The sequence below is a fragment of the Kribbella sp. NPDC023855 genome, assembly GCF_040639475.1.
Lineage (GTDB): Bacteria > Actinomycetota > Actinomycetes > Propionibacteriales > Kribbellaceae > Kribbella.
Map to the genome: position 1 here is coordinate 1 of NZ_JBFAAA010000026.1, position 24925 is coordinate 24925.

Annotated in this window: 13 protein-coding genes; 6 read left to right on the plus strand and 7 right to left on the minus strand. The window is 62.7% G+C overall.

The features are described 5' to 3' along the window. Positions 1-461 precede the first annotated feature (461 nt). The gene (locus AB0F51_RS39560) at positions 462-1964 is read left to right on the plus strand and encodes a hypothetical protein (RefSeq protein ID WP_360289007.1); all 1503 of its coding nucleotides are present in this window, start codon (positions 462-464) and stop codon (positions 1962-1964) included. 124 nt (positions 1965-2088) lie between these two features. Here AB0F51_RS39560 and AB0F51_RS39565 read toward each other — a convergent pair whose 3' ends face one another. Further along, the gene (locus AB0F51_RS39565) at positions 2089-4827 is read right to left on the minus strand and encodes a TrlF family AAA-like ATPase (protein ID WP_360289009.1); all 2739 of its coding nucleotides are present in this window, start codon (positions 4825-4827) and stop codon (positions 2089-2091) included. Positions 4828-7967: 3140 nt separating this feature from the next. On the opposite strand from AB0F51_RS39565, the gene AB0F51_RS39570 reads away from it, so the two are divergent. Together AB0F51_RS39570 and AB0F51_RS39575 are read left to right on the plus strand one after the other, a co-directional pair. Beyond that, positions 7968-9617: a hypothetical protein gene (locus tag AB0F51_RS39570; protein ID WP_360289011.1), complete on the plus strand. Its 1650-nt coding sequence runs from the start codon at positions 7968-7970 to the stop codon at positions 9615-9617. Positions 9618-9807: 190 nt separating this feature from the next. Next, complete coding sequence (locus tag AB0F51_RS39575) at positions 9808-10185, plus strand: hypothetical protein (protein WP_360289013.1); 378 nt, start codon at positions 9808-9810, stop codon at positions 10183-10185. Positions 10186-11355: 1170 nt separating this feature from the next. Here the strand turns inward: AB0F51_RS39575 and AB0F51_RS39580 are convergent. Together AB0F51_RS39580 and AB0F51_RS39585 are read right to left on the minus strand one after the other, a co-directional pair. Next, complete coding sequence (locus AB0F51_RS39580; RefSeq protein WP_360289015.1) at positions 11356-13029, minus strand: hypothetical protein; 1674 nt, start codon at positions 13027-13029, stop codon at positions 11356-11358. A 481-nt stretch (positions 13030-13510) separates the two neighbouring features. Beyond that, positions 13511-14695, minus strand: a complete 1185-nt coding sequence (locus tag AB0F51_RS39585) for a HEPN/Toprim-associated domain-containing protein (RefSeq protein ID WP_360289017.1) — start codon at positions 14693-14695, stop codon at positions 13511-13513. Between the two features lie 542 nt (positions 14696-15237). Between AB0F51_RS39585 and AB0F51_RS39590 the strand changes: the two genes are divergently transcribed. After that, complete coding sequence (locus AB0F51_RS39590; protein ID WP_360289019.1) at positions 15238-16698, plus strand: HEPN domain-containing protein; 1461 nt, start codon at positions 15238-15240, stop codon at positions 16696-16698. A gap of 756 nt (positions 16699-17454) precedes the next feature. On the opposite strand, the gene AB0F51_RS39595 is transcribed toward AB0F51_RS39590, so the two are convergent. The 3 genes from AB0F51_RS39595 to AB0F51_RS39605 all read right to left on the minus strand — a co-directional run bounded on the left by AB0F51_RS39595 (position 17455) and on the right by AB0F51_RS39605 (position 21408). After that, the gene (locus tag AB0F51_RS39595) at positions 17455-19458 is read right to left on the minus strand and encodes an AAA family ATPase (protein WP_360289021.1); all 2004 of its coding nucleotides are present in this window, start codon (positions 19456-19458) and stop codon (positions 17455-17457) included. Between the two features lie 202 nt (positions 19459-19660). After that, positions 19661-20188, minus strand: coding sequence for a flavoprotein (locus AB0F51_RS39600; RefSeq protein WP_360289023.1), 528 nt, complete (start codon positions 20186-20188; stop codon positions 19661-19663). After that, positions 20188-21408 carry a helix-turn-helix transcriptional regulator gene (locus AB0F51_RS39605; RefSeq protein ID WP_360289025.1) on the minus strand — a complete coding sequence of 407 codons (1221 nt, stop codon included), beginning with the start codon at positions 21406-21408 and terminating at the stop codon, positions 20188-20190. Before AB0F51_RS39605 ends, AB0F51_RS39600 begins: the two co-directional genes overlap by 1 nt. Positions 21409-22038: 630 nt before the next feature. Here AB0F51_RS39605 and AB0F51_RS39610 point away from each other — a divergent pair. Continuing rightward, a complete protein-coding gene (locus AB0F51_RS39610) occupies positions 22039-22881 on the plus strand; it encodes a class I SAM-dependent methyltransferase (RefSeq protein ID WP_360289027.1) in 843 nt (280 codons plus the stop codon). 35 nt (positions 22882-22916) lie between these two features. On the opposite strand, the gene AB0F51_RS39615 is transcribed toward AB0F51_RS39610, so the two are convergent. Further along, positions 22917-23441: a hypothetical protein gene (locus tag AB0F51_RS39615; RefSeq protein WP_360289029.1), complete on the minus strand. Its 525-nt coding sequence runs from the start codon at positions 23439-23441 to the stop codon at positions 22917-22919. A 251-nt stretch (positions 23442-23692) separates the two neighbouring features. On the opposite strand from AB0F51_RS39615, the gene AB0F51_RS39620 reads away from it, so the two are divergent. Further along, on the plus strand, positions 23693-24241 hold the full coding sequence (locus AB0F51_RS39620) for a hypothetical protein (protein WP_360289031.1): 549 nt from the start codon (positions 23693-23695) through the stop codon (positions 24239-24241). Positions 24242-24925: the final 684 nt, after the last annotated feature.

Genomic DNA, 24925 nt, shown 5'->3' on the forward strand with positions numbered 1-24925 from the left:
TGTACTTCCTCGCCTTACCCATAACGACATCCTTCCCACGAGATCAACATCTCGCCAGACAAGGTGTCCACCCAACGGGGGCAAGCCCAGAGCGGGCCGGAGGGGGAGCGACGGAGGAGCGAGCTCGGAGGCGCGCGTGGGGGAGAAGCACGAAACGCGAGCGGCTGGATATCCAGCTGCTCGCGTTGGTGTGTCCGAGGAGCAACACGCACCTTAACCACATGCCTTGTCTTGCATTCTGATGGCGTCGATCGTAGCCCGTAACCTGACGGCCCTTCGGTGGAACGAATAGCGCACGTCGTTTTCGGACTACTCGGGTGCAGTTGGCGACAGCGAGCAATGGGTCCGGTCGGGAGCAGTTCACGTAAGATGTCGAGGCTGAGCGTTAGTCAAGCAACCTTGACCTCGCGCCCGTCGCCAGTAAGGTGCAAGCCAACCACGGTTGCGTTGGGGGTCAGGGAATGTTGCACGCGTCCACGATCGGGGGCTATGTCCTCGAAGAGGTGCTCGCCAAGTTGCTAGCAGACAATGGTTACTCGCTCCTGACCACCGATGCTCAAGACCCCGCCAACCTACTCCGGGACAAGCACGGACTGCTTGTACGAGGGCGTGGGACTAATCATCAAGCGGACGCGCTGGGAGATCTTCTCGTACCCGTGCCCTTCTCCCTGCCCATTCGACTTTTCGCCGAGGCAAAGAACCGAGCTGCCAAGACTGGCCTTGAGGCGGTGCGCAACGCTGTTGGTGTCGTGTCGGATGTCAATCAGTTCCAGCCTCCACCGGCGAAGTTGAAGTTGTGGCGTGGTGACTCGACCTACCACTATCGCTACTCGTTGTTCTCGACATCTGGCTTCACGGCGCCAGCGCAGGAGTTCGCTATCGCGCACCAGATCTCGCTTATCGACCTGAGTGGACCGTCCTTCGCCCTACTGCGCAAAGAAGTTGAGCTCTTCGCCTCCGCCGTTCAGGCTTTGGCCATCCGCCAAGGGCTGGAGACCTTCCCTGTCGGTCAGATGCGGGCCTCGTTGCGCATGGCTCTGGGAACGCTCGACGATGAGACCGTACAGCCTGACCCATCGACGGGTGAGCTGACAGAGATGTCGTGGTCCGAGCTCCGCGTTCTCGCGGACGAACTCGCCGCAGCCATCGATGACGACCTCGTCTTCGGTTTCCCGGTCGGAGCGCAGGTATTGGCACTCAAGCCGGACAATGCGCAGGTGTTCCGAAACTGGGCTGAACACGCGAGCGGTGTCGTCCCGATGCGGTTGCGGTACGCACCAGGCCGGCCTCACGGCGAGTGGGTCCTCGTGCCGCAGTCCGAACTGACGGTGCAGCGGATCGTGTTGCGATTCGGCACGCCACCCGCGCTGGCGGAATGGCTTTTCACTTCAGAGGCTGAGACTGGCCGACGACTGAACGCCATGAAACGCGGGCTCCTTTCGACCATCACGATCTACCAGAACGGCCGACGCGTCGTTCTTGAGTTGGACTTGGACTGGTCCAGGGACTCGGTACCCGGGGGCGCTGTGCTCCCACGGTTGCAGGAGGAGCTCGTCGACCACGACCTCGCCTGGAAACCAGACGACGAGGCCCTAGCAGGGTCGAGAGCATGGTCGTCCGGAGCGGCCCGAAGGTTCGTCGATCTTCTCCGTCAGCGAGACCCTGCGCGCCATGATGTCCTGCTCTACGCTGCCTCTCACGACGACTGGGTCTCGCGGGCTCACGTCTACGAGCTCATGGATTTCGATCCAGAACGCAAGCTGACGAGCTTTACGAAGCCGTTTGACAGCGTCCTGAGGACGCTCGTGGAGGAGCAACTGTTGAGTGCAGCCGTGACGAATCCGATAGTTGCTCGGTACGACGGAGGTACTTGGGCTCTCGGCTTTGACCTCGACCCGGACTTAGGCAGAACACTGCGAACGAAACTCCCGTACCTGCTGGGGCCGGAGGACTCAGTGGGCTGATCCCACTGAGTCCTGGAGGTGTGCACGTACATTGCAGAAAGCACAGGCCAACAACAACCCCAAGCTTGAGACGGATCCGGCGAGTCTGACCCCCGTCATCGCCAGCTCGACCTGACAGTCTCGGTCACGTGCCGGTCGGTCCGATGAGCCGGCGGTATCGCGTCTTGATCGCGTCCTCGCCACCTTCGAGGATTACGCAGACGTTTGCCTTGACAGCCGGGATCTGAAGTGTGCCTTCGGTCTCTATTTTGGGCAGCGCTTCTCCGTGTTCGAGTACGAGGATGTTCTCGGCGGCGGACGTGACGACAATGTTCGCATTGTGCGTCGAAACGAGGATCTGTCGTCGGGTTTTGATGTGTTTCAAGGTTTCGACCGCGAGCTGCTTGATCAGCTTGTTCTCGAGATCATCCTCCGGCTGGTCGAGCAGGAGCGGATCAGTGCCCATCTGCAGGATGACGGTGAGGAGCGCCGCCGTCTTCTGGCCGGGAGATCCTTGATCCACAGACGTGAAATTGCCCCCCTCGGTTTGGCGATATTGGACGGCGACCAGATCCTGGGGAAACCAGAGCATGATGTCAGTGATCAGGTCAAACGCGTCGGCGGCAGCGAGGCGACTGTAGAAGCGGGCGTCGACCTTGAGGGATTGCCCGATCTCGGAGTCGGCAGCCTCTTCCACCAGTTCGATGAGAGCAGCTTTGAACTTGCCCACTTCAATTGGAAACCGTGGGTCCTTCGGCTGATGATTGAGGAGAGATGCCGCGATACCGTCTTTGCCGAATGCGGATTCGAAGGACTCCGGGCAATTGAGAAGAGCGCGAAGTCCAGCTCCGATGGTTGCGACATCGGCTTGTGCATGAATGTTCACACGCGTGTGGGTGGAACCGGAGCTGAGGTGCCGGGCAAACTCGTCACGGCGTCTGAAGAGATCGCTTCTCTTCGAGGTAAGTTCCTTCATCAGCTGGCCTATCACAGCGACCTGCGCATGCCGCCTTTTAGCAGAACCTTCGACCTCGCGAAGCTCCGCCTGCAGTTCAGCTTCCCGCCGCCGATCCGCCTGCGTCTGTTCGCCATCCGCTTGGAAGGCGCCGCTCTGATCGGCCAGCCAGGCGTTCAGTTCCTCAACCCGCGCCCGCCATAATGCTGAGGTCGCTTCGCTCTGCCACGCTGTGCGCGCGGCCGCAAGCGCAGTCGCAGCCTGCTCGAGCTGGTCTGCTGCGGAGGTGAACGAAGTCGCCCGGTCAGCGTAGTCGGCCCCCTGGAGGACATCAGTCACGAGGCCGCGCAACTCACTGGCTTGGATGCCGAGGTCCTGCTCGATACGCTCGGCTCTGCCTTCGGCCGTCGTGGCATGCCTGATCCGAGTCTCGGTTTCCGTGAGCTCCTCATACTGTTGGGTCGATTGAAGCTCGGCCAAGCGGTGCAGCCGACCCTGCACTTCTTCGAGTTGGCCTCGAATTCGGTCGGACCTGGCGGCCTCCGCCAGCAGTTGACGGAGCTTATTGCGCTCGCCTTTGAACCTGAGTTGGAGCTCCTCATACTCGATGTCCCATTGGCTCCTCCGGATCGACGGCATGTCGTCGAGGATCGCTAGGAAGCTTCGTGGGGAGGTAGCGAGCTCGTAGATCTGCTTCTGACTGAACACCCGGATCGGGACACGGTCGAACACCCGGCCGGCTTGTTCGTGCCAGGCGCCCCCCTCTAGAAGTTCGAGGACCGATTTGTCAGGCTCGTCTCCTGACCAGGTGACCCGAAGTAATCGACCATCTTTTGTGTATTCCACAATGATCCGCGTTTTCTCGTTCCACCATCGTTCTGCGCGACCTGCGGAGGGATGAAACCGTTTGAGGTCCTCAGCGACAGACCCCGCCAACTCATGGCTACGGCCGAGGGCCAGCCGAAGCAACTCCACAAGCGTCGACTTGCCGACTCCACGTCCGCCGATGAGGCAGTTCAGCCATGGACCGAAGCGGTAGTCCTCGGTGGCGCCGTCGTGCTCGACCAAAATTCTGTCGAGGTGACCGTGCTCCGTGTCGTTCGGATCGCTGTCACCGCGCCGGGATCGTCGTACGGAGTGGCCGGGATCGGTCAGAGCTAGCCGAAGCCCTTCGAGGTCGAGAGTCTCTGCCTTAATGCGAGTCAGGTGAGTGCCTGGGGCTTTCGCGTCGACCCCGTCAGGACAGCCGTCTGTGGTCAGGTGATGCGCGTCGGACCCTAGAACAGGAACCCACCCGACCCGTTCGGCCTCGCCCACGTTCGCGTCATCGACGACCTCGACGGCGAGTACGGATTGCGCGGCGATCAGCGCTTCGAGGTCCCGGGAGTCGATCTTGAACACGCCCCGATGCTGGTCGGCGTGCGCGGGCACGCAGATCCCGCCTTGGGCGTTGATGATCGAGGCCGCGTCGACGACGGTCTTGTTGGCGGTTTCGTCGCTGTTCCCGCGCGTTCCGTTGAACTCACAAAGGTTCAGAACCCGATTGACGACTTCGGCGTCGCAGGCCGGGTCGAAGATCCCGAGAATGTGTGTGCCGCCAGTTGCGGTCAGCTCGAGTCCTGGAAAGATCACGAACGGTGGAAGCTCGGGGCTCTCGTGGCGCAGTTCTGCCAGAGCCTGCCGGGCCGGTTCGATCCCTGCGTGCGAGTTGTGGTCCGTGACGACGAGGCCGTCTAGCCCCGCGTCGATGTAGGAGCGCAGCCACTCCTTGAACGACGGCTTGGGCGCCTCATTCGCGTGACCTTCGATGCCCCCGTAGTCGAAGGACTCGGGTGAGTGAGCGTGAATGTCGATGCTCCACCACCGGGCTCCTGCTTGCTGCCGCGTCAAACCGTCTGAGGTGATGCCGGCTCCACTTGTAGAGATCACGACGTGCCTTTCTGATGGCCAACGATTGGGCCGGTTTGAGTCATATCCGGGGGCCGCGTGCAGATCTGCCTTCTAGGTGCCCCGTACATCGAGAACGGTTACAAAGCGTTACATCGCATCTCTCAGTACACCGGTGTCCTCGATAACTAACGAGTCGAGCCGAGCTAAGTCATCTCTCGCCCCCCGGGGTATGGCCAGCAAGGTAGGGGGATGCTCCGGCGCATCGGATGCACGTCTATGCCCGATCGAGCCCGGTGGACTCAGATAGTGGGCTGACCCGGGTTCTTCCCTCGAACGTGCGATCGGCGGGGTGGCCTGCTCGATCGAGATCGAAGGGCCAGGTCTGGTCCGGCATCTCGAGGGCGCTTGCTTCTCGATCGACTAACCCGGTAGTAGACCGTCCGAGCGGTGCCTGGAGTTCAGTGAACCGATGATCGCGGGCGGACTGAAGCGCTCGATCGAGGACGACATCTGGATCAAGCCGCTCGACAACGCCACCTTTAACCCACTCAGGGCACTCGCCAGAGAGCACGGTCGAGATGGCCCGCACGAACGCACCCGCGGAAGGACCTGGCTCATGATGGGTTGGCCCTTGGAAGTCGCCCTGCGCGCGGTCGGCTCGCATCCGGATATCTCGAGGGGGACTACGGCGCCGGGCGGGTAGAGGAACACGAAGCGTTCATACTGCAGGAACTGGAGAAGAGTAATCCGCTCGAACTCGACGTGATACTTGCGAGTCGGCGAGTCGGCGAGTCGGCGCGTCGAGCGGCAGCCTTGGGGCATGGCTACTGCAAACCATGGAACTGTCGCGTCGAGCGCCGACGCTGCTGCGAGAGCAGAGGCGGCATTGAAGGCGTGCTCGCTTGAGTATGCCACACTGCGAACAGAAATTCTAAATACAAATGCGAGTCGTCATCAAATTCCCCTGATTGCGATCGGTGCAGCCAGCTTGGTGGCCGGGTTTACACCCGAGAGTAGTAGGCTGCCTGACTGGTTGGTGTACTCGGTGCCTCTGTTCCTGGTGGTCCTAGGGATTGTCACTTGGTGGCATGCCGGATGGGATATGGGGAAACTATCAACTCGCATAGCCCAAATAGAGAAAATTGTAACGGAGCTGATGGCGGAGGCATACGGTCCCGAAGCGGAAGAATGGCTCTCATGGGAGACGAGTAAACAGAATCGCGAAGGTCTCGCTTGGCTGCTCCATGGACCTGGCCTAAGCCCTCTCGGACGCGAGGAGCTTAACAAGATAAGGGAGGTCAGTGCGCACAGGGCGCGCCAGTGATCCGGCCCAAGGCCGCTGGCCGGCCGCCTACGTAGAAGCAGCGTTAGGAGCTCCTCCTTCGAGGTTCTTCCACGCTTGTTCGAGTACCTCGCGACGTGTGCGGATCCGATCGGTGGGCCAGCTCTGATCTGGTTCGCGATCGCGCGGCAGGGTGTCCACCCACGCGGCAATCGACATTTGGACGATTGCCATCGTACGTCAAGGCGTAGTGGTAGGTGAGTTTGGCTAGATGGAGGAGAGGCAGACCAAGGCTGTCTCGGTAGTCCGGCGCGAAGTTCTGCTGATGAAGGTATGTCGCGTAGGCTTCCGGATCGTCGTTCGGCCGCAAGCACACACGCCATGGTGAACTCCAATAGGCAGGGGTTCCACGCAGACGTAGCGAGACTTGATCCTCGGCTTTCCATCAGTCGCAAGGTGTTGGGTCGGCTCGCTGACCTCTACTCCGAGGGTGTGATTGCCTTTGTCCGCGGTGCTGTAGAAACCTCGGCGTCGTCGGCTGGGTGGCGACCGTGGAGGCCGAGTCGTTGGAGCGGTCGATTCAAGGATGGCCAGAACTTGATCCCGGCTGTGTTTTGACCTGGAACAACGAAGAAGCATGACCGTCGATCGTTAGTCGGGTTCGAGCTCGAGATCGGTGGGTGGCAGAGCAGGGGTTCCGGGAGAGAGAACGATGTACTGCCATTGGCCGCCGGCGACCTCGAAGTCGTACGGGTGCTCGCTGATTGTGGTCGGAAGCTCCCTCTTGAGATGTACCAGGATCTCACCGCACGATTGGCCGTCGTAGCGATGAGCGTCACCTATGAGCTTTTGGAAGGTGTCTGGCCGAGCGAAGGGGAGACCCGAGAGTTCGATCTTTGCGTCGACCTCGTCTTGAGACCAGTTGAGAGCCTCTTGGACCAGGTCCTCTCGAGCGGCGAAGTCCCCTTCTCGCCAAACGCCCTGAGGTCGCCATCCATCCCGGGTTCGACGCCATCGGGCTGATCCGGTGGTGCTGTTGAGGAGGGCTCGGGTAGGCCGTGGGTCAGTGGTCGGCAGCGAATCTCTTGTGGTGCGAGTCGTTCTGCTTCGGTGAGAGACCGTGGGGACATGGCATCGGGTCAGTCATCGAATGCCCCCACACGGCGGCTCCCCTCGCCCACGGTGCCCCCACCGGCGGATGAGAGCCAAGGTTGACACACTGCGACGACGATCACCAGAGCGTGAGTGGTCCGGTGTCGTGGATCTAGGCCGCAGCCATGCGCGCGGCGCGGGGAGGCGCAGCCGGCTGGGTAACCGACCTGCTGTTGCGCGGCCGGGCCGGCTTGGGTTTCGCGGGATTCAGGGAGTCTGCGGGGATCTCAGCTGTCGTCAGTGAGTACGAGCCAGGCGCGCACGGTGGTGCTAAAGGCTTGGCGATGTCGACGTGCGGGGTGATGGCCCAGATCCGACGGTGGAGCGGATGTTGCCCTGGACGGTGGCCGTGACCCGTGCGCTGGTTTCGTCGAATGCGGCTTGGTGGGTGTCGGCATCGTAGGAAGCGAGATGGTGCAGCAGTTCGTCGTCATCTGTTCGCGCCGATGCCTCGATGGCGTTCCAGACGTTGGGCGGCGACAGATCTGGCTCTGACGTCTGCCCGGTTGTGGTGCTGAGGTTGTAGTAGCGGCCAGCGGATACGAGGGTGCGGATCGTGGCGTTGGCCGCAGCATCGCGGTGGGTATTGCTGTGGCTATTAGGCGTCGGCGAGCTGCGGTGAGCCGGGCACAGTGGTCGGTGCCGCGCAGTCGTCGGACACAGGCAACCACGGTTCGCTGGACGCTGTGGTGTGGCGGATCGCCCATCGTGGGTCTTGAATCCGCATAGTGGTCGATGAGGAATCGTGCTGCTGAAGCGGCTGGCAGGGGAGAGGGCTGTGACAACACCACGCGACAAGTCGAGGGCGAAAGCACGAAAGCGCCGAGATGCGAAGGCAAGGACGATCGCGCAGAAGAACGGGGACGTCGGCGAGCTTGTATTCGCGGCCAAAGCGGCGCGGCATGGGCTGATCCCGCAACAGGTCCAGAATGACTACGGCTTCGACTTCATATGCCAACTTGATCAGGATATGAAATCGCGGCAGCCGTCTGGACTCGGCGGCCAGTTCGTCGCGGTGTCCGTGCGGAGCACAGACTCTGCCGACGGGCGGATCAGCTTGGACCGCGGCGATGTTGACCGCCTTCTGCGCTGTGCCGATCCGGTGCTCGTCGCCTTGGTTAGGCTGGACAGCAGTGGGGACGACGAGGTCTACGTACGGGTCCTCGATGCCGAGTTCCGCAAGGAGCTCGGGGAGTTTCTTCAATCGAAGAACGCGACCAGGACCTACACGCCCCAGAGCTTCGTCCCGATCGCCGAAATCGATGCGGCTCTGGCTCCTGCGCTGAGGCCTGGGTTCGTCCAGCGCACGCGCATCGCAGCGACAATCGCGGGTCTGGAGCCCGAGATCGCAGGCCTCGACATCTGTATCACCACGGATGCTGATGGCCTCCAGGCCCTCGTCACTGCGCCCGACCTGTTCTCACTGTTCGGGGACGAGGCCGGTCCCCGGGACGCCCGCTTCGTGACCAGCTTTGGCGCACCTTGGCGTATGCCTGACCGCCTCGCCAAGCTCGGACTCAACCCGAGACTGCAGAATGAGCTCAGTGAGTTGGCGGACACGCTGGTCGTCGTTGGCGGCACGCAAGAAGTCACAAGGGTCTGGACTGCCAGCAACGCGGACGGCCAAGCAGGGTGCCGGTTGACAAGTGTGCACGACTGCGGCAACACAGGTTGGCGCCACACCGCGGGATGGAGCCTGGTCATCTCCGATCGGGTTCTGCGTGAAGGCCGTCACGTACACGAGCTTCAAGCGTTCATCGATCCCGACGAGCTCACAGACCTTGCTGTAGAACCCGAACTCGACGCCTTCCTCCGGCAGTGCACCGGCGAAGCCCGCCTCGGACTGCTCTCAGGGAGACCCGGCATCGATGTCGAGAATGTTGGTGGCCTGCAGCGCCAGGCTGTGTTTGCACAGCGTCTCGCGGAGGCCCGAGGGCACCTGCCTGCCGGGCAAACGATCGCCTACCTCCAGGACGCTGACGACGAGGAGACCATGCGCACTCTGCTGTGGCTTTCCAATCTGCATCGAGATCCCGAGGCGTCGACACACACACTGGGCTTCGTCTTTGACGTCCCCGGCAGTCCGAGCAAACCGAGCCAGCCGCGGAATCTGCAGGTCCCAGTTCTGCTCAACACCAAGCGGACCGGACTGGCAGTGATCCTCGAGTGCTCGGGGAAGATCGCGCTGGATCAAGCCGGAGACCTTGCCGGCCTCCAAATTGACCGTGTCAAAAACTATACGGTTGAGGTGCTGGAGAGGCTCGAGAAGAACACAATCTATCCAGAGTTTGTGATCTCGCCGGAGATCGTGATCTCTGCCGGTGATCGTTGGGAACTCGTCACTCCAGCGGCGGACTACGGCGGCATCCACACGACGATCGCGTCTCCGACATGAGAGGAGCCATACCTCCCGAGGATGGAACCACCAGTCAGGGCGGCCGGCCCCGCGCAGGCGACTAGCACGGTATGCGTGGCGACAAGCCTGGTTGTGCACGAAACAGCGACCCGTGCACGACCCGGTCGTACGTCGGGCCGACGGCCGCACCCTGGCGGTGTTGACCAAACACCTCTCGCCGGGAGAACCCATGAACGTCACTGCAGGGCTCCGTCGCCGTACCATCGTCACCGCCCTGGTAGCCGCTGCGGCCACCGTCGTGACCGCAACACCAGCGCACGCTTCCGACTGGGGCGGCGACGGCTGGCCCACAGACCCTGCCTGCTCGAATGTCACCACCGTCAAGACCACGCCCAGCCCCACGATGGGCAAGCAGATCGGCGAGCCGCAGCTCCGCTGGTCGTGGGGCTGCTATCGCAACTGGTCCCGCGTCTTGTTGTGGGGGAACATGTACACCAGCGCTCCGGCCGGGACTGTGAGTGAGGTCGAGCACATGGCGGCGGACCTGCGCAGCCATGGATCGGGACGTGAGGGCGAGGACTGCTTCGGCGCGCTTCTCGGGCGCTGAAGACACTTGCGTTGGCAGATCCTACGAGTACCCGGGAACCGATCTGGGCGCATTGGAGTGCATTCCCTCGTGAGTGAACAAGGCGACCTCGCGGTCGTAGAGGAGCCTGAGCTGGGAAACTCGCGTTAGGCCGAGGCGGACGGCAGTCGAGCTGGCGTCGCAGACTAGGATGTCGCCGGTCGTTAGCCCGCTGAGCAGCCGATCGGCGTTTGATCCAGGATATGCAATAGCCAGGTGCGCCACCGTAGTACGTGGGCGCTCTAGCTCGGAGCGCAGATGGTCCCATACGGCTCCGGCGTAGGAGGCAGGCGACATGTCGTTCATGCCGCCATCGTCCTGGGATTCGGTTCGTGAACCAAACTTGAGTGGCCACTATGTCTGGGACGGTTCTGGCCAGTACATGCGGATACTCCGAGGCTGCGGAGGACTCGGGCCCTATCGAACGGAATCTGCCTCGCACCTGCGACTGCAGAAACCGACAAGCTGGAGGCTTCTATCGCTGCGGCCGCCTTTGGACCTCCCGGACACGCTGGGTCGGTGGATGCGGAGCCGCCCCGGACAGATCTCCAACGTCTATGAGACCGCTTGGCCTCACGTGGTGGCGACCTGAGGCGGTGGCTGTGGTCTCCCTGCAGGCCCACAGCTACGGGGCGTTCCGCGAAAGACCAAACGGTCCGGCGGGCTCCGGGCCGCCGTCCAAACGGTGAACGCCGCCGCCTACAGCATCCTCGCTCTCAGCTCCGAGCCACCCGCGACGGTCGGGCAACTGGCCCAGATCGCCCTCTCTGCCGCCCGGACCCCAGCGGCTTCCGGATTAGGTCACTGGTATGTCACCGTGGCGGGGGACCGTGGAGCAGTCGGCGTACTTGAGCGCCGGCCCCAGCTGCATCGTTCGGCCAGCGCCGGTAGAGCGTGGGTCCTGCTCCTCAACGACAGGATCCGCGTATTTCGTTGACAGTGGCCTCTACGACCTCGCCGCCCCCTACATCGCAACGTCGTGGTTCCTCGCCCACGTAGGCCTCTCGCCCGCGATGCGCGAACGAGTGGTACTACGCAGCCGGCCACATGATGTTCACCGACGAAAACGCCCTTGCCGAGCTGGTTAGGGACTCCGGATCTTCCTTTGGAACCCACCTCTGGCTGACGTGATGAAAGCCGACCACCACTGTCCTAAGTTTTCCGGACGGCTCCGGTGAAGCCAGCGATGAACAAGGTTGCCAGCGCCCAAGCGAGGGCTTGGAGGGTCCAGCCTGCGGCGGTGATGGTCTGGCCTGCGGTGGTGGCTGTGGTGGTGCAGGTTTCTCTGGCGGTGGTCTTGATTAGGGGGAGACCGAGGTCGATGCCGACGCCGATCTGCTCCACGGTCGTGCAGGCGCTGTTGGGCGTGGTGGTGCGGGAGGTGTGTGCCAGACCCCCGTGGTGGCCGCCGGCGACGATGGCCAAGGAGATGGCTGCGGCGAGCACGGCAAACAGATAGATGAGCGCCCGCCAGGGCTGATAGCCATAGCCGAGCAGGATCCCCGTGGCTCTTGCCCAGGTCCTTTCGGAGAGAGCGCTGACAGCTCTGCGCCGAATCTGATCGCGGCGTTGAGCCATGAGAACTTTTCGTGTGTCGCCATCGTGACCAGCAGCGCGAGTCGCTGCCGCCAGTTGCTGATAGGGCTGAGCCTTGTAGCTAGGGGTGCGATCTGCCAATACGCTCAGCCAGTCGGCGACAGTCGGCCCTTCCGGTAAGCCACCGTAAACGAGGCCGTCGACAACGATGGTGCCAATGCTCCCGGAGAAGTCTTGAATACCTACCACGTCGAGGCTCAGGCCGCCGAGGCGGGCACCCGTCAGCTCGATTGCCGGATGCCCGTCACCGGAGGTGGCAGTGAATCCCTTAATAAGCAAGAGATCCTCGGCGACCTGCAGACCGTCCGCGTTCACTGCAGGGCCGGTGCTGTTGCTGATGGTGGCGCCCGTCATATCTAGACGACCACCGACGTCCGCACCAAGGACCACGACAGCGCCGCGCTCACCGGCACCTGTCGCAGTGAACCGCTCACGCAGCAACAGACTGCCCCCGACTCGGAGCCTGTCCGCGGCCAGGGCAGCACCGGTCTTGTTGCTGATGGTGGCGCCCGTGGCGGATACCTGCCCACCGACGCGCGCACCAGGGAAGCGGACAGCGCCGCATTCACCGGCGCCTATGGCGATGAACCCGTCCAAGAATAGATCGCCGTCGAGCTGGAGTCCGTCGGCGGCGAAGGCAGGACCAGTGTTGTTGCTGATTCTGGCGTCCTTGGCGGCCAACTGCCCGCTGATGCGTGCTCCGAGGAGACGGACAGCGCCGGATTCACCGGCGCCGGTGACGGTGAACCCGCCGGTCAGGATGAGGTCGCCGAACACCCGGAGGCCGTCGGCGTTCAGGGCAGTGCCGGCGTCGTTGCCGATCACAGCACCTGAAGCGTTTAGTTGACCAGCTACGTGACTGTCCCGCAGCTTCAAATGACTGAGGCGGCAGTCACTGAGGTTGACAGACTTGAGGACAGCGTGGGAAAGGTCAGCTCCCGACGCGAGATAGCAGTTCCTCAGTTCGAGGGGGATGGCGGCTGTGATGTGGGCAAGGTCCAGATGCCCGATGATTCGCGCGCCGCGGAGCCTGATGCCGTGCGGGTCAGAGTCAAGGGAAACCTTCCCGCGAAGGATGTCGCGAATCACACTAGCCCGCACGCCGCGATCAGCGCCCCAAGCGATCATCTCTGCTTCGGAAGTGTCGTCCTGGCCGTCGGTCAGGTCGAGCATGACACCGTCCTCCGCGTACCGCACTAGCCGCTTTTCCAGCGGATTCAGGTCGCCCATACTGGCCCCATCCCATCATCGGGTTAGCAGCGTAGATGGCCTGCCCCACGCGCGACGGGTTGGACGCGTAGAACCGCCGGACCGCTCCCGTCAACTGGCCACAGTTCGGTCAAAGCACAGATAGTGAATGGAGCGCTTGGTGCGATTTGCTGAACCCTGGAGTCGTGTGCCGCCCGCACCCGCACGCGGCGCTTCGGCAGATTCACGGCCAAGACTGACTGGTCGCACAATGCGCCAACTTATCGAGCAACTGGGCAGTCGGCTGAGGCCCGATCGGACGAACCCCCGGTTCCGGCATAGCTGGGCTTCAGACCAGCAGGACTTCACCATCTCCACACTCGGAGCGGTTGGAGACGAATCCATTCTCCAGGTGCTGCGGTCGGCGAGAGGCGACCCTGACTGCGGCGCAGCCGCGGTAGACGCCATGCGTGTTGGAGGTCCGGCTCAGCGCCTAGAGCCTCGAGACCGGGCACTACGTCTGTCAGTCAAAGGCCGAGAGGATCTCCCCAATGATTGCCGTGATGCCGCTCCAGTCCTGCCCAGGCGGGATGCCGCCCGGCCCGTTGGCGACTCGGATCTTCTCCTGGAAAGCTTCCTGGGTCCGCTTCTTGTGGCCAGTGACCAACTCCCCCTGGTACGCCTTCTGTTTCGTGGAATACCCCATCCACTGGATCGGCGCCTGCTGGCCGCCCAGGGTCAAAAGGTCCTCCCCGAGATACATCTCAAGCGAGCCCGCTCGACCGTTCACATCCATCAGAACTGGTGTGTCTGATTGAGGTCCGAGTGTCGGGTATGCCTTGAGCAGTGGCAGCTCCGGGTAGTTTAGAACACGGAAGTTCGCCGGCAGCGCCGCGCTCTTGAGGTTCGCCAGACCCTCGTGAGCCGCAGTGTCATTGTCAGCGATCGCGACGACATGGTTTGGGATGCCTGCGGCAGCGAGGGACTTGACCAGGTTTGCGAGTGCTCCGACTCCGCCCTCTGCCTTGGTCGAGAAGTCCATGAAACGAAGGAAGTCCACGAGGTGTGGGTGCGTTATGGTCATGCCCGCGGCAAGAATTCTGGCGTCGGCGGTGCCCTCGGTGAGGACGATCATCGGCATGCTGTGTGGCATGTCGCGAAGGAGTTCCGATCGCACCTTGTCGGTGTGGGCCGTTGATCGTTCCACACCTTCGAAATAGCGGCTCAGGTTGTATTTGACCGGCAGGTGCCGGTCTCCGGCCAGGTCGAGGACAACTCGAAGGAAGAACCGTGGATCCGGCATCTCGTCGACGATTTCGAACTCGGGGAACGTTGGCAGCGTCCTCCAGTGATTCGGATCGGTAACCGCTGTGCCTAGCTGGCGGAGCAGCTCTGCTACGCCGATCTTCGGCACCAGTTCCTCGACGTCAGGATCTAACTTCGGTGCATGATCATGCCAAGCAGCCACAGCCGTGCCGAACTCTGCCAAGGCTCGGTCGGCTGTGAATCCTTGCGCTTGCAGACGGTCCAGGACGGCCCCCGAGCTTGACGTATAGCCAAAGAAGCCGGAATCCCAGTCATCGTCGTCGGCCAGCGGTCGCTCCGCACGCTCAACCTCAGTGAAGAGTGCGAGCACATCGGGGAAGTAGCTCTCCTGGGCGTACAGCATCGCGTAGTCGCCGACTTCAACGTAAGTGTCACCTGCCATGCCCACATCGTGGCATGACCCCAGGCTCTGCTCCCCGCGTACTGACACGGCCGAGAGAACGTCCGACGAGTCGATTTCGCTCGAGGAGCTCGCGCGGCCTCGTGACCGCCGTCGGTCCGCCGACCCGCTGCTCGCTGATGGGTAGCATCAGACGGGCCAGGGAGCGGATCGCCCCGGCGGAGCGGCCAAACTCCTCGGCCAAGACCTCGACGGTCGGGCCGTTGAGCAGACCGGCGACTAGGCGACGGTGCTGGTCATCGGTCCACGCGGTACCGCTTCGTTCCGCGACCGGCAGACTGTCGATCGCGTCAGGATCGGGCAGGGAATCGTCCATAGGGCGCCACCGTTGACGACAGCCCCGACATCCTGAGTGGAGCCGCGACGCGTCAGTCGAGCCGGCCGATGTCGACCAGCTCGGTGCGCCATAGCGCCAGGTGTGCGACGACAGCTATAGGTGTCGCCGCAAGAGATTGACCTCGACCGAGCTGACGTCAGGATCGGCAAAGTGTCGAACCCGGTATGCCCTGGTTCATACTTGCGCCATGTCTGTCCTGAAGTTCCCGTTGAATGCGGAGCAGAGCACCGGCGTCTTTTGGTTGGCCGGTACGGATCCGAGCGGCGCTGTGGGTGGGGTTTGCCGGGTTAGTGGGAGCGACATCGAGATCGAGGTGACCAGCCCGCTGACTCCATGGATGGAGTGGGACAGTGGTGAGCAGAGCGTGAGAGCACGACGTATACCAGAGGAGAAAGACCTCGTCCTCTTCGGCCAGCTCCCCGTCTTTCCAGGGCCGCTCACATTCGTGGGAGCACGAACCGTGGCTCGTCGTGCAACGACAGTTCCGGGCGCCTCGGCAGGGCCAGAGCTTCACCGGCTAAAGGCCGATTGGTGTGTTGCTAGCGTACATCTCGAAAAGGCCGACATGCAGTTCAGTGCCGTACGCGCAAGATTTACACATCTTGAACTCTGGGCGCGAACGCAGGACCTGGAGATGACTCAACGTACGACGCGGCCCCTACAGACGACGGTTGTGTACTCGCCGGTCGACGCAACTGTGACGGCGTTCAGCGAGTACGGGGAGTCGGCATCAATGAGACTTACGTCGGGCGCGACGGTGGGCATGCCGGGTCCGTGGGGAACTTTCGTCAAGACATTTGACTGGCTTGAGTTGGATGGCTTGTCTGGTTGGACGATTGCTGAGTGTTTGACGCGATTCATCCGACCGGTTCAGAACCTGTTGACGCTGTTAGCCGGCGAAGCTTGCGAGATCTTGCAGATCGAAGTCAAGGCCGACGATCGATGGTGTGCGGTATACGGGAGCCCTGTGAAACCGATGGCTCCCCAACCTGAAGATCAGAAACTCCTCCTTGACAAGGCGGAGCTGCCTCTCGAGCAGCTTGCGAGCTGGTGCGGACTAGTCGGCAAGCTCTCCCCAGTGCCGTATGTAGTTGCGTCTGCGACTGCCAAAGAGTTCGCCACCGTCGAGACGGAGGCCCTAGCCTTAACCACAACCGCCGAAGGATTGGACCGGGTTCTCTACCCGAACGCACGCCGCTTCACTGCGGAGGATGTCGAAGCGACCATCGGAGAGCTCGAAGGAACGAGTATTCCCGAGACTGTTCGCGCGGCCTTGGTACAAGCACTGAAGCAGTATTTCTATGAGGACAGCTACCCGACGCGCATGGGGCGACTCGCCGAGTACGTGTCGGCAGTCGCTTCCACTTGTATCGGCAGACCGAACAGGTGGAAGTCAGAGATCACCAGCCTGCGGATCGACCTGGCTCATGCCCTAGGCCAACGGCCGGGATCGAGCGATGAAGCAATCCTTCTGATGCACGCGCGTAACCAGTCGTTGCGGTGGGCGCTGCTGATTCGGATTCTTCTGGAGACAGGGGTGCCGCCAGAGGTGCTGAGCAGGGCGTTGGAGGAATCAGAAAGATACCGGCGCGATTCGAAGCGCTGGCGGAGGCAGCTACCGAACTTGTTCCCTTCCGAAAGTCTTTGAGACCACCAGAGCCGAGTTACGTCCGGCTGGAGTGGTCTCGGACGCTGCGTTCTGGGTGGCCGATAGTGGCCACAGGTTGCGCACGGTGGCCGCTGCATGGCGCTGCCCTCGCAGCCTCGGTGAGGCGTACGATCAAGGCGATGTGGATCCGGACTATGGACTTCCCGCCTCCGCTCGTCGAGCCACACCCGTCGGACGCTGTCGTTCTGTTCGGTGCGGGCGGGTAGGCACCGAACAGGTTCTCCCAACGCTCAAGACCCAGCTCGACGAGATCTTCACCTGCTCGTGAGAGATTCTCTCGCGGCAGTGGACGATGCGGTCCGCCACATCGACGGTCCGCCGGCAGCTCGCCCGCCACCTGGCCACACAGTCATCCGCCTGAGCAATTCCGCGGTGGGCTTGGCCCCCGCGCGGGAGCCGTGGGCCGAGACGCGCTACAGAACCCCTTGTCGAGTGGCAGCTGTAGAAATATCGGACCAGTTCGCAAACGCGAATTCCACCACGGCTCGTCGCTCCGGCCATTCGATCCAGGTTGGGTCTGCGGGTCTGGTCGTCGTCGATCTGATGCTTCTAAGCCTCGGTGTGCCTACCTGGCGGACGACCTCTTCGGGAGAAGTATTCAGGCGCTTGCCGCGTCCCTACGTGTTCCCGAAGTACTTCCCTTTTGACGTAAATGCCTCAGTTTGGACGCCCACCATGGCGCTATGGGCGATACGATAATCGAGCCTCATTTCGAGGAATTTTACCACTGCTCTCTTACAAGGGATGGCTGTCGATAACGTGGTTGCAGATCTGTTCCCACAGATTCTTGATCGCGGCCGGTGGGTCTACCTGTGCGGCGAAGGCGGCGCCCACCCTTGGTCCCTTCTTGGCACCGACGGACCTTTGCGCCGCTTGGAAGGCCGCTGCGTCGACAGTCTCGAGGAACGCCTCGATCTCGCCCGATTTCGTTCCGTCATCTCCGAATGTTGCGGCGAGCGTGTAGACGCCTGCCCTTTCCCAGGCCTCTCGTACTTCGTCTAGCCTGTCTCCCTTGGGAATCTCTGCAAGCTGTTGTGTGCGTACGTACCTTGCCAAGGGGCCCTCGGGTCGCAGCGCCGGCCCATCGGCCACGACTGCCCACGGTATCCCCATGCTTCGGAGGAATTGGATCGTGGACACAAACGCCGTTTGTCCGTCGACCGAGAAGAACACAATGTTCGAGTCCTCGTTGGTAGGAAGTGCCTTACCGCCGTTGGTCATCGTGCGGTCTGTCCAGGATCTGAGAACTGTCACATCTGTTGGGCCCTCGCAGAGGACAACTCCCGCAGCGAACAGAACACTGCGGAGCCCAGGGGAAGCCAATAGCTGGACGGTCCGATCCGGCTGCTCGAGGCTCTCCTTGGGCAGCCGCTCCGTTCGAACCTCGCCTCTGCTGCGGCTCAACCTCACTATCGAGCTGAGATCGTCGGCATTTCGCACCGGTACGACGTCGGGATTGTGCGTGACCATGACCACTTGCCTCGCGTGGCCCTGCGAGCGAAGAAGCGTGAGGAGGCGCCGCTGCGAGGTAGGGGAGAGATGCACGGCTGGCTCGTCTAGTAGCACCACATGCCGTTCGTCGGCGAGTACAGCGGACAAGTAGAGGGCCTCGCTGACACCGGCGCCGGCCCGCTCAAGTGGAACGTCGAAGCTTGCGCCCGCTTTGCTGCGGCCCTGCAGCACAGGAGTCAGATGAACCGCCAGATCGGAGTTTCCTCCCGTGGTCATCTGTCGGCAGTCGACGCTCTGGCCGGTGAGCACCATCATCCGTTCCTGAACCATGCGGAACTGTGCGCGTGCGGCTGCGTCGCCGTTCTTTAACCGGTGAAGCTCCACGGCGAGCATGGATCCGTCCGCAAGGTCGGGGGCCTTGATGAGTTCGTCTGGTGAGAACTTGGACCGGGGACGCTTGCGGTGGTTCGGAGTAACCAGCAGTCGCCGTGTGAACAGAGAATCGAGGACACGACTGAACAGGATGCCGTCTCCCGGCCGAGGCTTCCCGCTCGCTGCAAGTACAGCCTGAATCGACGACGGTTCTCGGCGGTCGCCTGTGGGCTGGACACGAAACTCTAGGGTGTGACCAGGCACGATCTCGTCCAGCTTGACAGGTATCTTGCGAGCCTCAAGTTTGGTCAGAAGGTCGTTAGTCTGCGTAGCGAGCTTGTCCCTCCGGCTGGCATCGGTCCGCTCGTAGCTGACCGCGCCGTCGGTGAGCTCGCCCACAGTGGGACCCAACAGACCAATGTGAGCTACGCCGTGGGGGAGCGCGAACTCCCAGCCTGCGATCCAGCGGTACCGTTGGATGGCGTCGAATCCGACAACGAGAGTGCCTCGGGTTAGCGCATCTGCTGGGGAGGTCCCCAAGATCTTGGTGAGGACCGTCTCGGTTCGGTCTGAAAGCTCAGCGGTGGCGTGCAATAGCGGAAGAAGCGCAGCCACGACAAAGTGGTCGAGCAACGTGCGCTCATCACCGCGGTCGAAGGCCAATGTGACGCGTACTTCGAAGGCGACTCCATCGTCACGGCAGGCACTTGCCCAGTCCGTATCAAGCTGCGTCGTGTCACCAGCAACGGCGGCAGCCATCGCGTCTTTCGCGAGGCTGCACGCGGCAAGCACGGTCGACTTGCCAACTCCGTTGGCTCCGGTTATCACCGTGAGGTTGTTGTCAACCGTCAAGTCGAGACTGGGAAGTGCAAGAAAGTCCTTAGCCGAAATCCTTGTCAGGCGCATGACAGACATGGTCGCAACATTCGGTCGCGCCAGTCCCGTGCCTCGCCGACCAACCCCGAGACAAACGGCTACCCGGCGGTGCGCGCATTCCGGGACCGGGACCCCTCACCTACCCTTCGCGAAGTACGCGTACGCAGAGGGTGACCGCTGCGGCGACGACCCGCACCACCCCTGCGGTCTGGGAGAGCGAATCTTGTGCAGAGGTCTAGTCTCATGCGGATTCGATCGCGAGCTTCCAGGGGTAGTTCTTCAGTGCGGTGTCGCCGGTGCGTGGTGGGTGTGGTTCGAATTGGCCTGGGCCGATGAGGACGCGGACGCCTTCTTGTCGCAGTGTTTCGATGCTTTGGGTGAAGGCTTGGTTGCGGGCTAGGGCCCGGTTGACGAAGGGGAGTACGACGATGCGTACGCCGAGGCCGGTGAGTTCGGCCAGTTGGGTAAGGGGGTAGGTGTCGGCGATGCCGGCTGCCCATTTGTTGATGGTGTTGTAGGTGGCGGGGGCGACGATGACGGCGTCGGGGGGTGGTGTTGGTGTCCGGTCGGCGTGGCGGTAGGTAGTGCGGACGGGATGGTGGGTCAGTTTTGCCAGTGAGTCTGTGTCTAGGAAGTGTTCGACTGCGCTTTGGGTTGCGATGCAGTAGACGTCCCAGCCGTCGTCGTGGGCGAGGGTTATGAGGTCTTGGATGTGTTTGGCTGGCCCTGCTCCGCAGATGAACAGGTGGAGTACACGTCCGGTTGTCATTATGTGAGGCCTGCTCGGGTTGCCATGCTTTGGACTGTTCGGCTGAGTGATCCGTTGGTGCTGTTGAGGAGGGCTCGGAGTAGGCCGTGAGCCAGTGGCCGGCAGCGGATCTCTTGTGGTGCGAGTCGTTCTGCTTCGTTCAAAGATTGCACTGCTTCTGGGTAGCTGCCGATGTAGGTGTACGAGGCGGTGAGGTCGAGGAGGTGGTTCGCTCGGCGTTCGGGTGGCAGGGAGGCCATGATCGCTGGGTCGATGGTCGCGACGTACTCGAGCGCGCGGCCGCCCTCGTGAAGGCGTGTCAAGGCGGCCACTCGATGGGCGGCGACGTTTGCTGGTCCGAAGATGGTGTCGTGCGTTCGATGCTTGTCGTCTAGGCGTGCTGCGATGGCGTCGGCTTCTTCGTGCATCGTCAGCGCGACCGCAGGGTCATCGATTCTTGCGGCCGCTATGGAGGCTGCCAGGAAGAGCATGCCGAACAGGGGCAGTAGCTCTCCGTCGGATTGGGGGAGGTGCGGGCGCATCCGGTCGGCCATACCTCCCAGCGCCGCGATCGCGTCTGCTTCCTGACCGGCGCTGGTCATGGCTCGGGCCACGCTTCGAGTGGCGCGGGCCAACGCGACGGTGTCGTCGGTTGGGAGCGCTGTTTGCATGGCCCGGTCGGCTGCGAGCCAGGCAACGTCGTTCGCGTCGAACTTGAGCAGCATCGACGAAGCGAGTCGGTAGGCCATGACCAAGGAGCGCCGCGTGGCCAATTGATCGGGTTCGGTTGATGCGAACTCGACGGCAACTTGAGCGTCTTCGATCAGTCTTGGAAGACGGTGAGCGACCGCGGTGAAGTTCGAGGACAGCCAGGCGTGGCCCAGATAATCCAGCTGCTGGTTGATCTGACCAGGAGAGGCCGGCGGAGCGCTCGACTGGTTGGCAGAGAGTGCCGGATAGCGGCCGAGCGCGGACCGGATGGCTTGTACCTCGGTGGCGTCGACGCAGTCTGCGGCGCGGCGTGCTGCCGGGCCGTCTGTCAGTATTTCGGGCGCCACATTGAGTGCGTCTGCCACGCGTTCCAGCATCGGTAAGCGCAGAAGGCTGCGCTCGCCCTTTTCGACCTTGTCCAGCCATGACGTGGACCGGCCCACCATGTCGGCGAAGCGCTGGCGGTCGATGCCACGACGCTTGCGCCAGTACCGCACCCGGCCACCAACCGCCTGCGCCTGGTCATCCATGCTCGCTCGAACTCCCTACTGCTGGTTCCCACAGCATAGCTAGCCCTGCGTCACACATTTTGTACAGCCAGTGTGCCCCGCCAGCTCGTAACTTCGCCATCAAGAGGCCAGATCGAGCGCGGCAAAGGCAGTGGTGATCTCAGAATGATTGCGCAGATGTGGGTCTTGATCATCGGCACCGCGGTCGTGACCACAGCGATGGTGGTCGACGTGCTGAGGGGCCTGAATGACGACTGACCGGCCGACTGATACCCACCCCGCCACGATGCCGGCGCGCAGGTACTACAGCGTCCAGCTGTGGTTAGGCGATCACCTGGTTGAAGAGCACATTGCTCCGGCCGAACTGGCTCAGGAGTTTGTCAACGTGATCCAGTTGCGGATCGCTGGACTGCCGGGTCGCCAATTGCGCTGTGCACCTGCCGGAGATTGTGCGGCTTCATCTCAATACCGGCGGGACCGGCATCCGACCCCTGGCGCGGATTGATCGTCGCGCGGTGCCGGTCTCGCGCCTCATCAAGCAGGAGCCTTCGGTTCCCGACGCTGAGGCTCCTTCACCGACCAGCGGGCGGGCGCACAGCCAACCGAGCGGACGCCCGCCCGCTGTTCCACCTCAACGACTAGGAGCGCAGTGTGAATATTCAGGAAGTTTCGCTCGCCCGGCTGACCGTCGATCCGGAGATCGAGGCCCATTACTCGAGCCGTTGGGACGAAGCGGCCCGGCTCAGTTCCACCGTCAAAGGCCGCTTTGAGCAGACCCGGCTTTACGACTTCCTCGGCCAGTGGCTGCCGCCGGCGCCCGGCTGCGTGGCCGACATCGGCGGCGGCCCGGGCGTGCATGCGGGTTGGCTGAGCGAGCAGGGATATGACGTCACGCTGCTGGATCCGGTGCAGCGGCACGTCGACCAGGCTGATGCCGCGGGGATATCTGCACAGCTCGGCGATGCGCGCCGGCTGCCGTGGGCAAATGAGTCGTTCGACGCGGTCCTGATGGCTGGACCGCTCTACCACCTGCCGGAGGCGTGCGACCGCCGTCTGGCGCTTCGCGAGGCACTGCGGGTACTGCGGCCAGGCGGGGTGTTGGCGGCCGTAGCGATCAACCGAGCCGCCAACCTGATCGGTTCGGCGCTGGCCAACACGCTGATGGCCAGGCAGGGCATCGTGCGCGACATCGTCGACACCGGTCACAGCGCTCACAACGAGCGGATGGCGCACTGCTACTACCACCGCGAAAGCGAGCTGCGCAGCGAGCTGGCCAACGCCGGTCTGCGACCCGTGAACGTCTTCGGGCTCACCGGCCCCGGTGGCTGGTTGACGGTGATGATTGACGCGCACTTCAAGTCACAGCCGTACTCCGGCAGGTTGGCCGATCATGACCCGCTGGACACGGCTCTGGAGTGCTCGCGGCTGGCTGACCGGATGCCGGAGCTCGTGGCGGCGAGCTCGTTGTTTCTGGCGGTGGGCCAGAAGTGTTGAAGGTGACGCCTACCTGGGCGACAGCCAGCGAGGCATCAACCCAGTCGGCCGTTCAGTTCTACATATTCCTGCTCGGCTCGCAGAACTTCCGACAGTACGGCGTCAGCGCTCGGGAGCGGGTGGAGCGGGAACTTCGCGCCGTCCCAGTGCAGTCGTCCGTCGGACGTGGTAGACGGCGGGATCACGACAGGGGTTCCCGGTGCGACGTACTGGACGCCTGTCGCCAGCGGTCCCAAGTCGCCGTCAGGCTGGAGGGTGCAGGTGATCCAGCTGCCGTCCTGACACTGCATCGTCGGCGGCCAAACGCTGGGACGTTGCTGTTCGTACAGGCGCTTGCCGTACGCGCCGGCGACTCGCGGAAGTCGCCAGACAGCCACGGTCGAGCACGAGGTGATTGCCAGGTTCGGTGGTTCATCGACGTCCCAGACAACGCGGACTGCGTCCAGATCGGTGATCCATTCGCCCAGTGGGGCGCCGTTAATAGTTGCCGCCCGCACCGGAATAGCCCGCTCCGCGCAGGCAAGCGCCGTGTCCAACAACGCGTTCTTGCGTCGAATCATGATCAGCGAACCTCCCGTCTCCGGGAACATCTTTGCCGCGCGACCGCGCGGCTTGTCAACTCGGCCCCGCGCCGTTGGCCAGGTGCAGAGAAGCGCGACCCTGCCGACGCGCGACCGGTGTGGCTATGCCTTCGCTCGACATGCCCCGTGACCCGCATGCTGGAAGAGTTCGGGTCTGCGTTGCGCGCAAGCGGGGAGCAGTCTGCAGTACACGGCAGGATCGAGCATGTTGCCACTTGGAGGACGTCTGCATGACCGCGATACCTGCCCCCGATCTGCGCATATTCACCATCATCGACACCGTTCGCAGCGATCTCGTCGATGTCTACGCCGACGTGCGCCCGGCACTACTCCATCTCCCGAACTACGCGGTTACCGCCTTCGCTGAGAGGCTGGAGAGGCACGGCTCGGAGCCGGGATTCGTCGCGGTCCTGGCGTATGTAGATGGCTTCCCCGTCGGGTATGCCTACGCCAATACTATTGAGCGCGGCGATCGGTACTGGGAACGCACCAGTCCAGCACCGGCAGCGCAGTACACCGAGCGTCCGGCCGTGGCCCTCAAGGAGATCGGTGTTCGGCCGGCCTGGCGGAAGACCGGTACTGCCCGTCGTATCCACGATGCTCTCCTGGCCACTCGCGCGGAGCCATTCGTAACGCTCATGGTCAACCCGGCGGCCGGTGATGGGAAGGTCCACGCGCTCTACAGGTCCTGGGGATACCAGGACATTGGACGGAGCCAGCCGTCGCCGTCTTCGCCCCTGCTCATCGTGATGATCCGGGCCATCGGCGGCTCCAACTAGATCGGCAAAATGTTGCGTCAGACCTGCAGCAAGGGCGCAGCGGTCGCATAATAGGTGAAGCGGACAGCGCGGCACAGACGTCGCACCCATGGGCTCCAACCCGTCGGCGTCGCATCAACGGGACTGCTTCGGACCCAGACCAACTGATGCCCGCTCTCGACCTCCACAGTCGATCGGGGTGCGCCTGAGCAGCCCGTGTCTCGGCCACTCAGGGCCATCTGCGATACCTGGTCTGGACTGCCTGCAGGCGGAATTGCAAGTGCTTTAGGCCCTCCCGAAGTGATGCGTTGGTGCGCTGAAGTTCGGCTACTTGGCGTTGCAGTCGATTGATCTCTGCGAGCAGCGGCTCCACGCGGCCGGGGTCGCCTGACGGGGACGGCGGCTGGAGCGTTTTGCGGCTTCTCCAGTGGCGGAGTCGGCAGTAATCCGAGCAGAAACGCTGGTCGGATCTGGTGGCAATGTAGGTCACGGCGCACTGCTCGCAGACATGCTGCCGGGGGTCCGGAACGGCCTCATACGGTGTCTCGAAGTTGTCCACAAAGGTTCAACGGCGGATCGAGAACCGGGCCGGATACGCGTTCCCGCGGATCTGAATACTGGTGGTGTGTCGTGTTCGACTGTCGCCAGAGCTCATGCTGGTTCAACGGTTGGCGTGGGGCAGGTTTGCGGTCGTCAGGGCTGGCC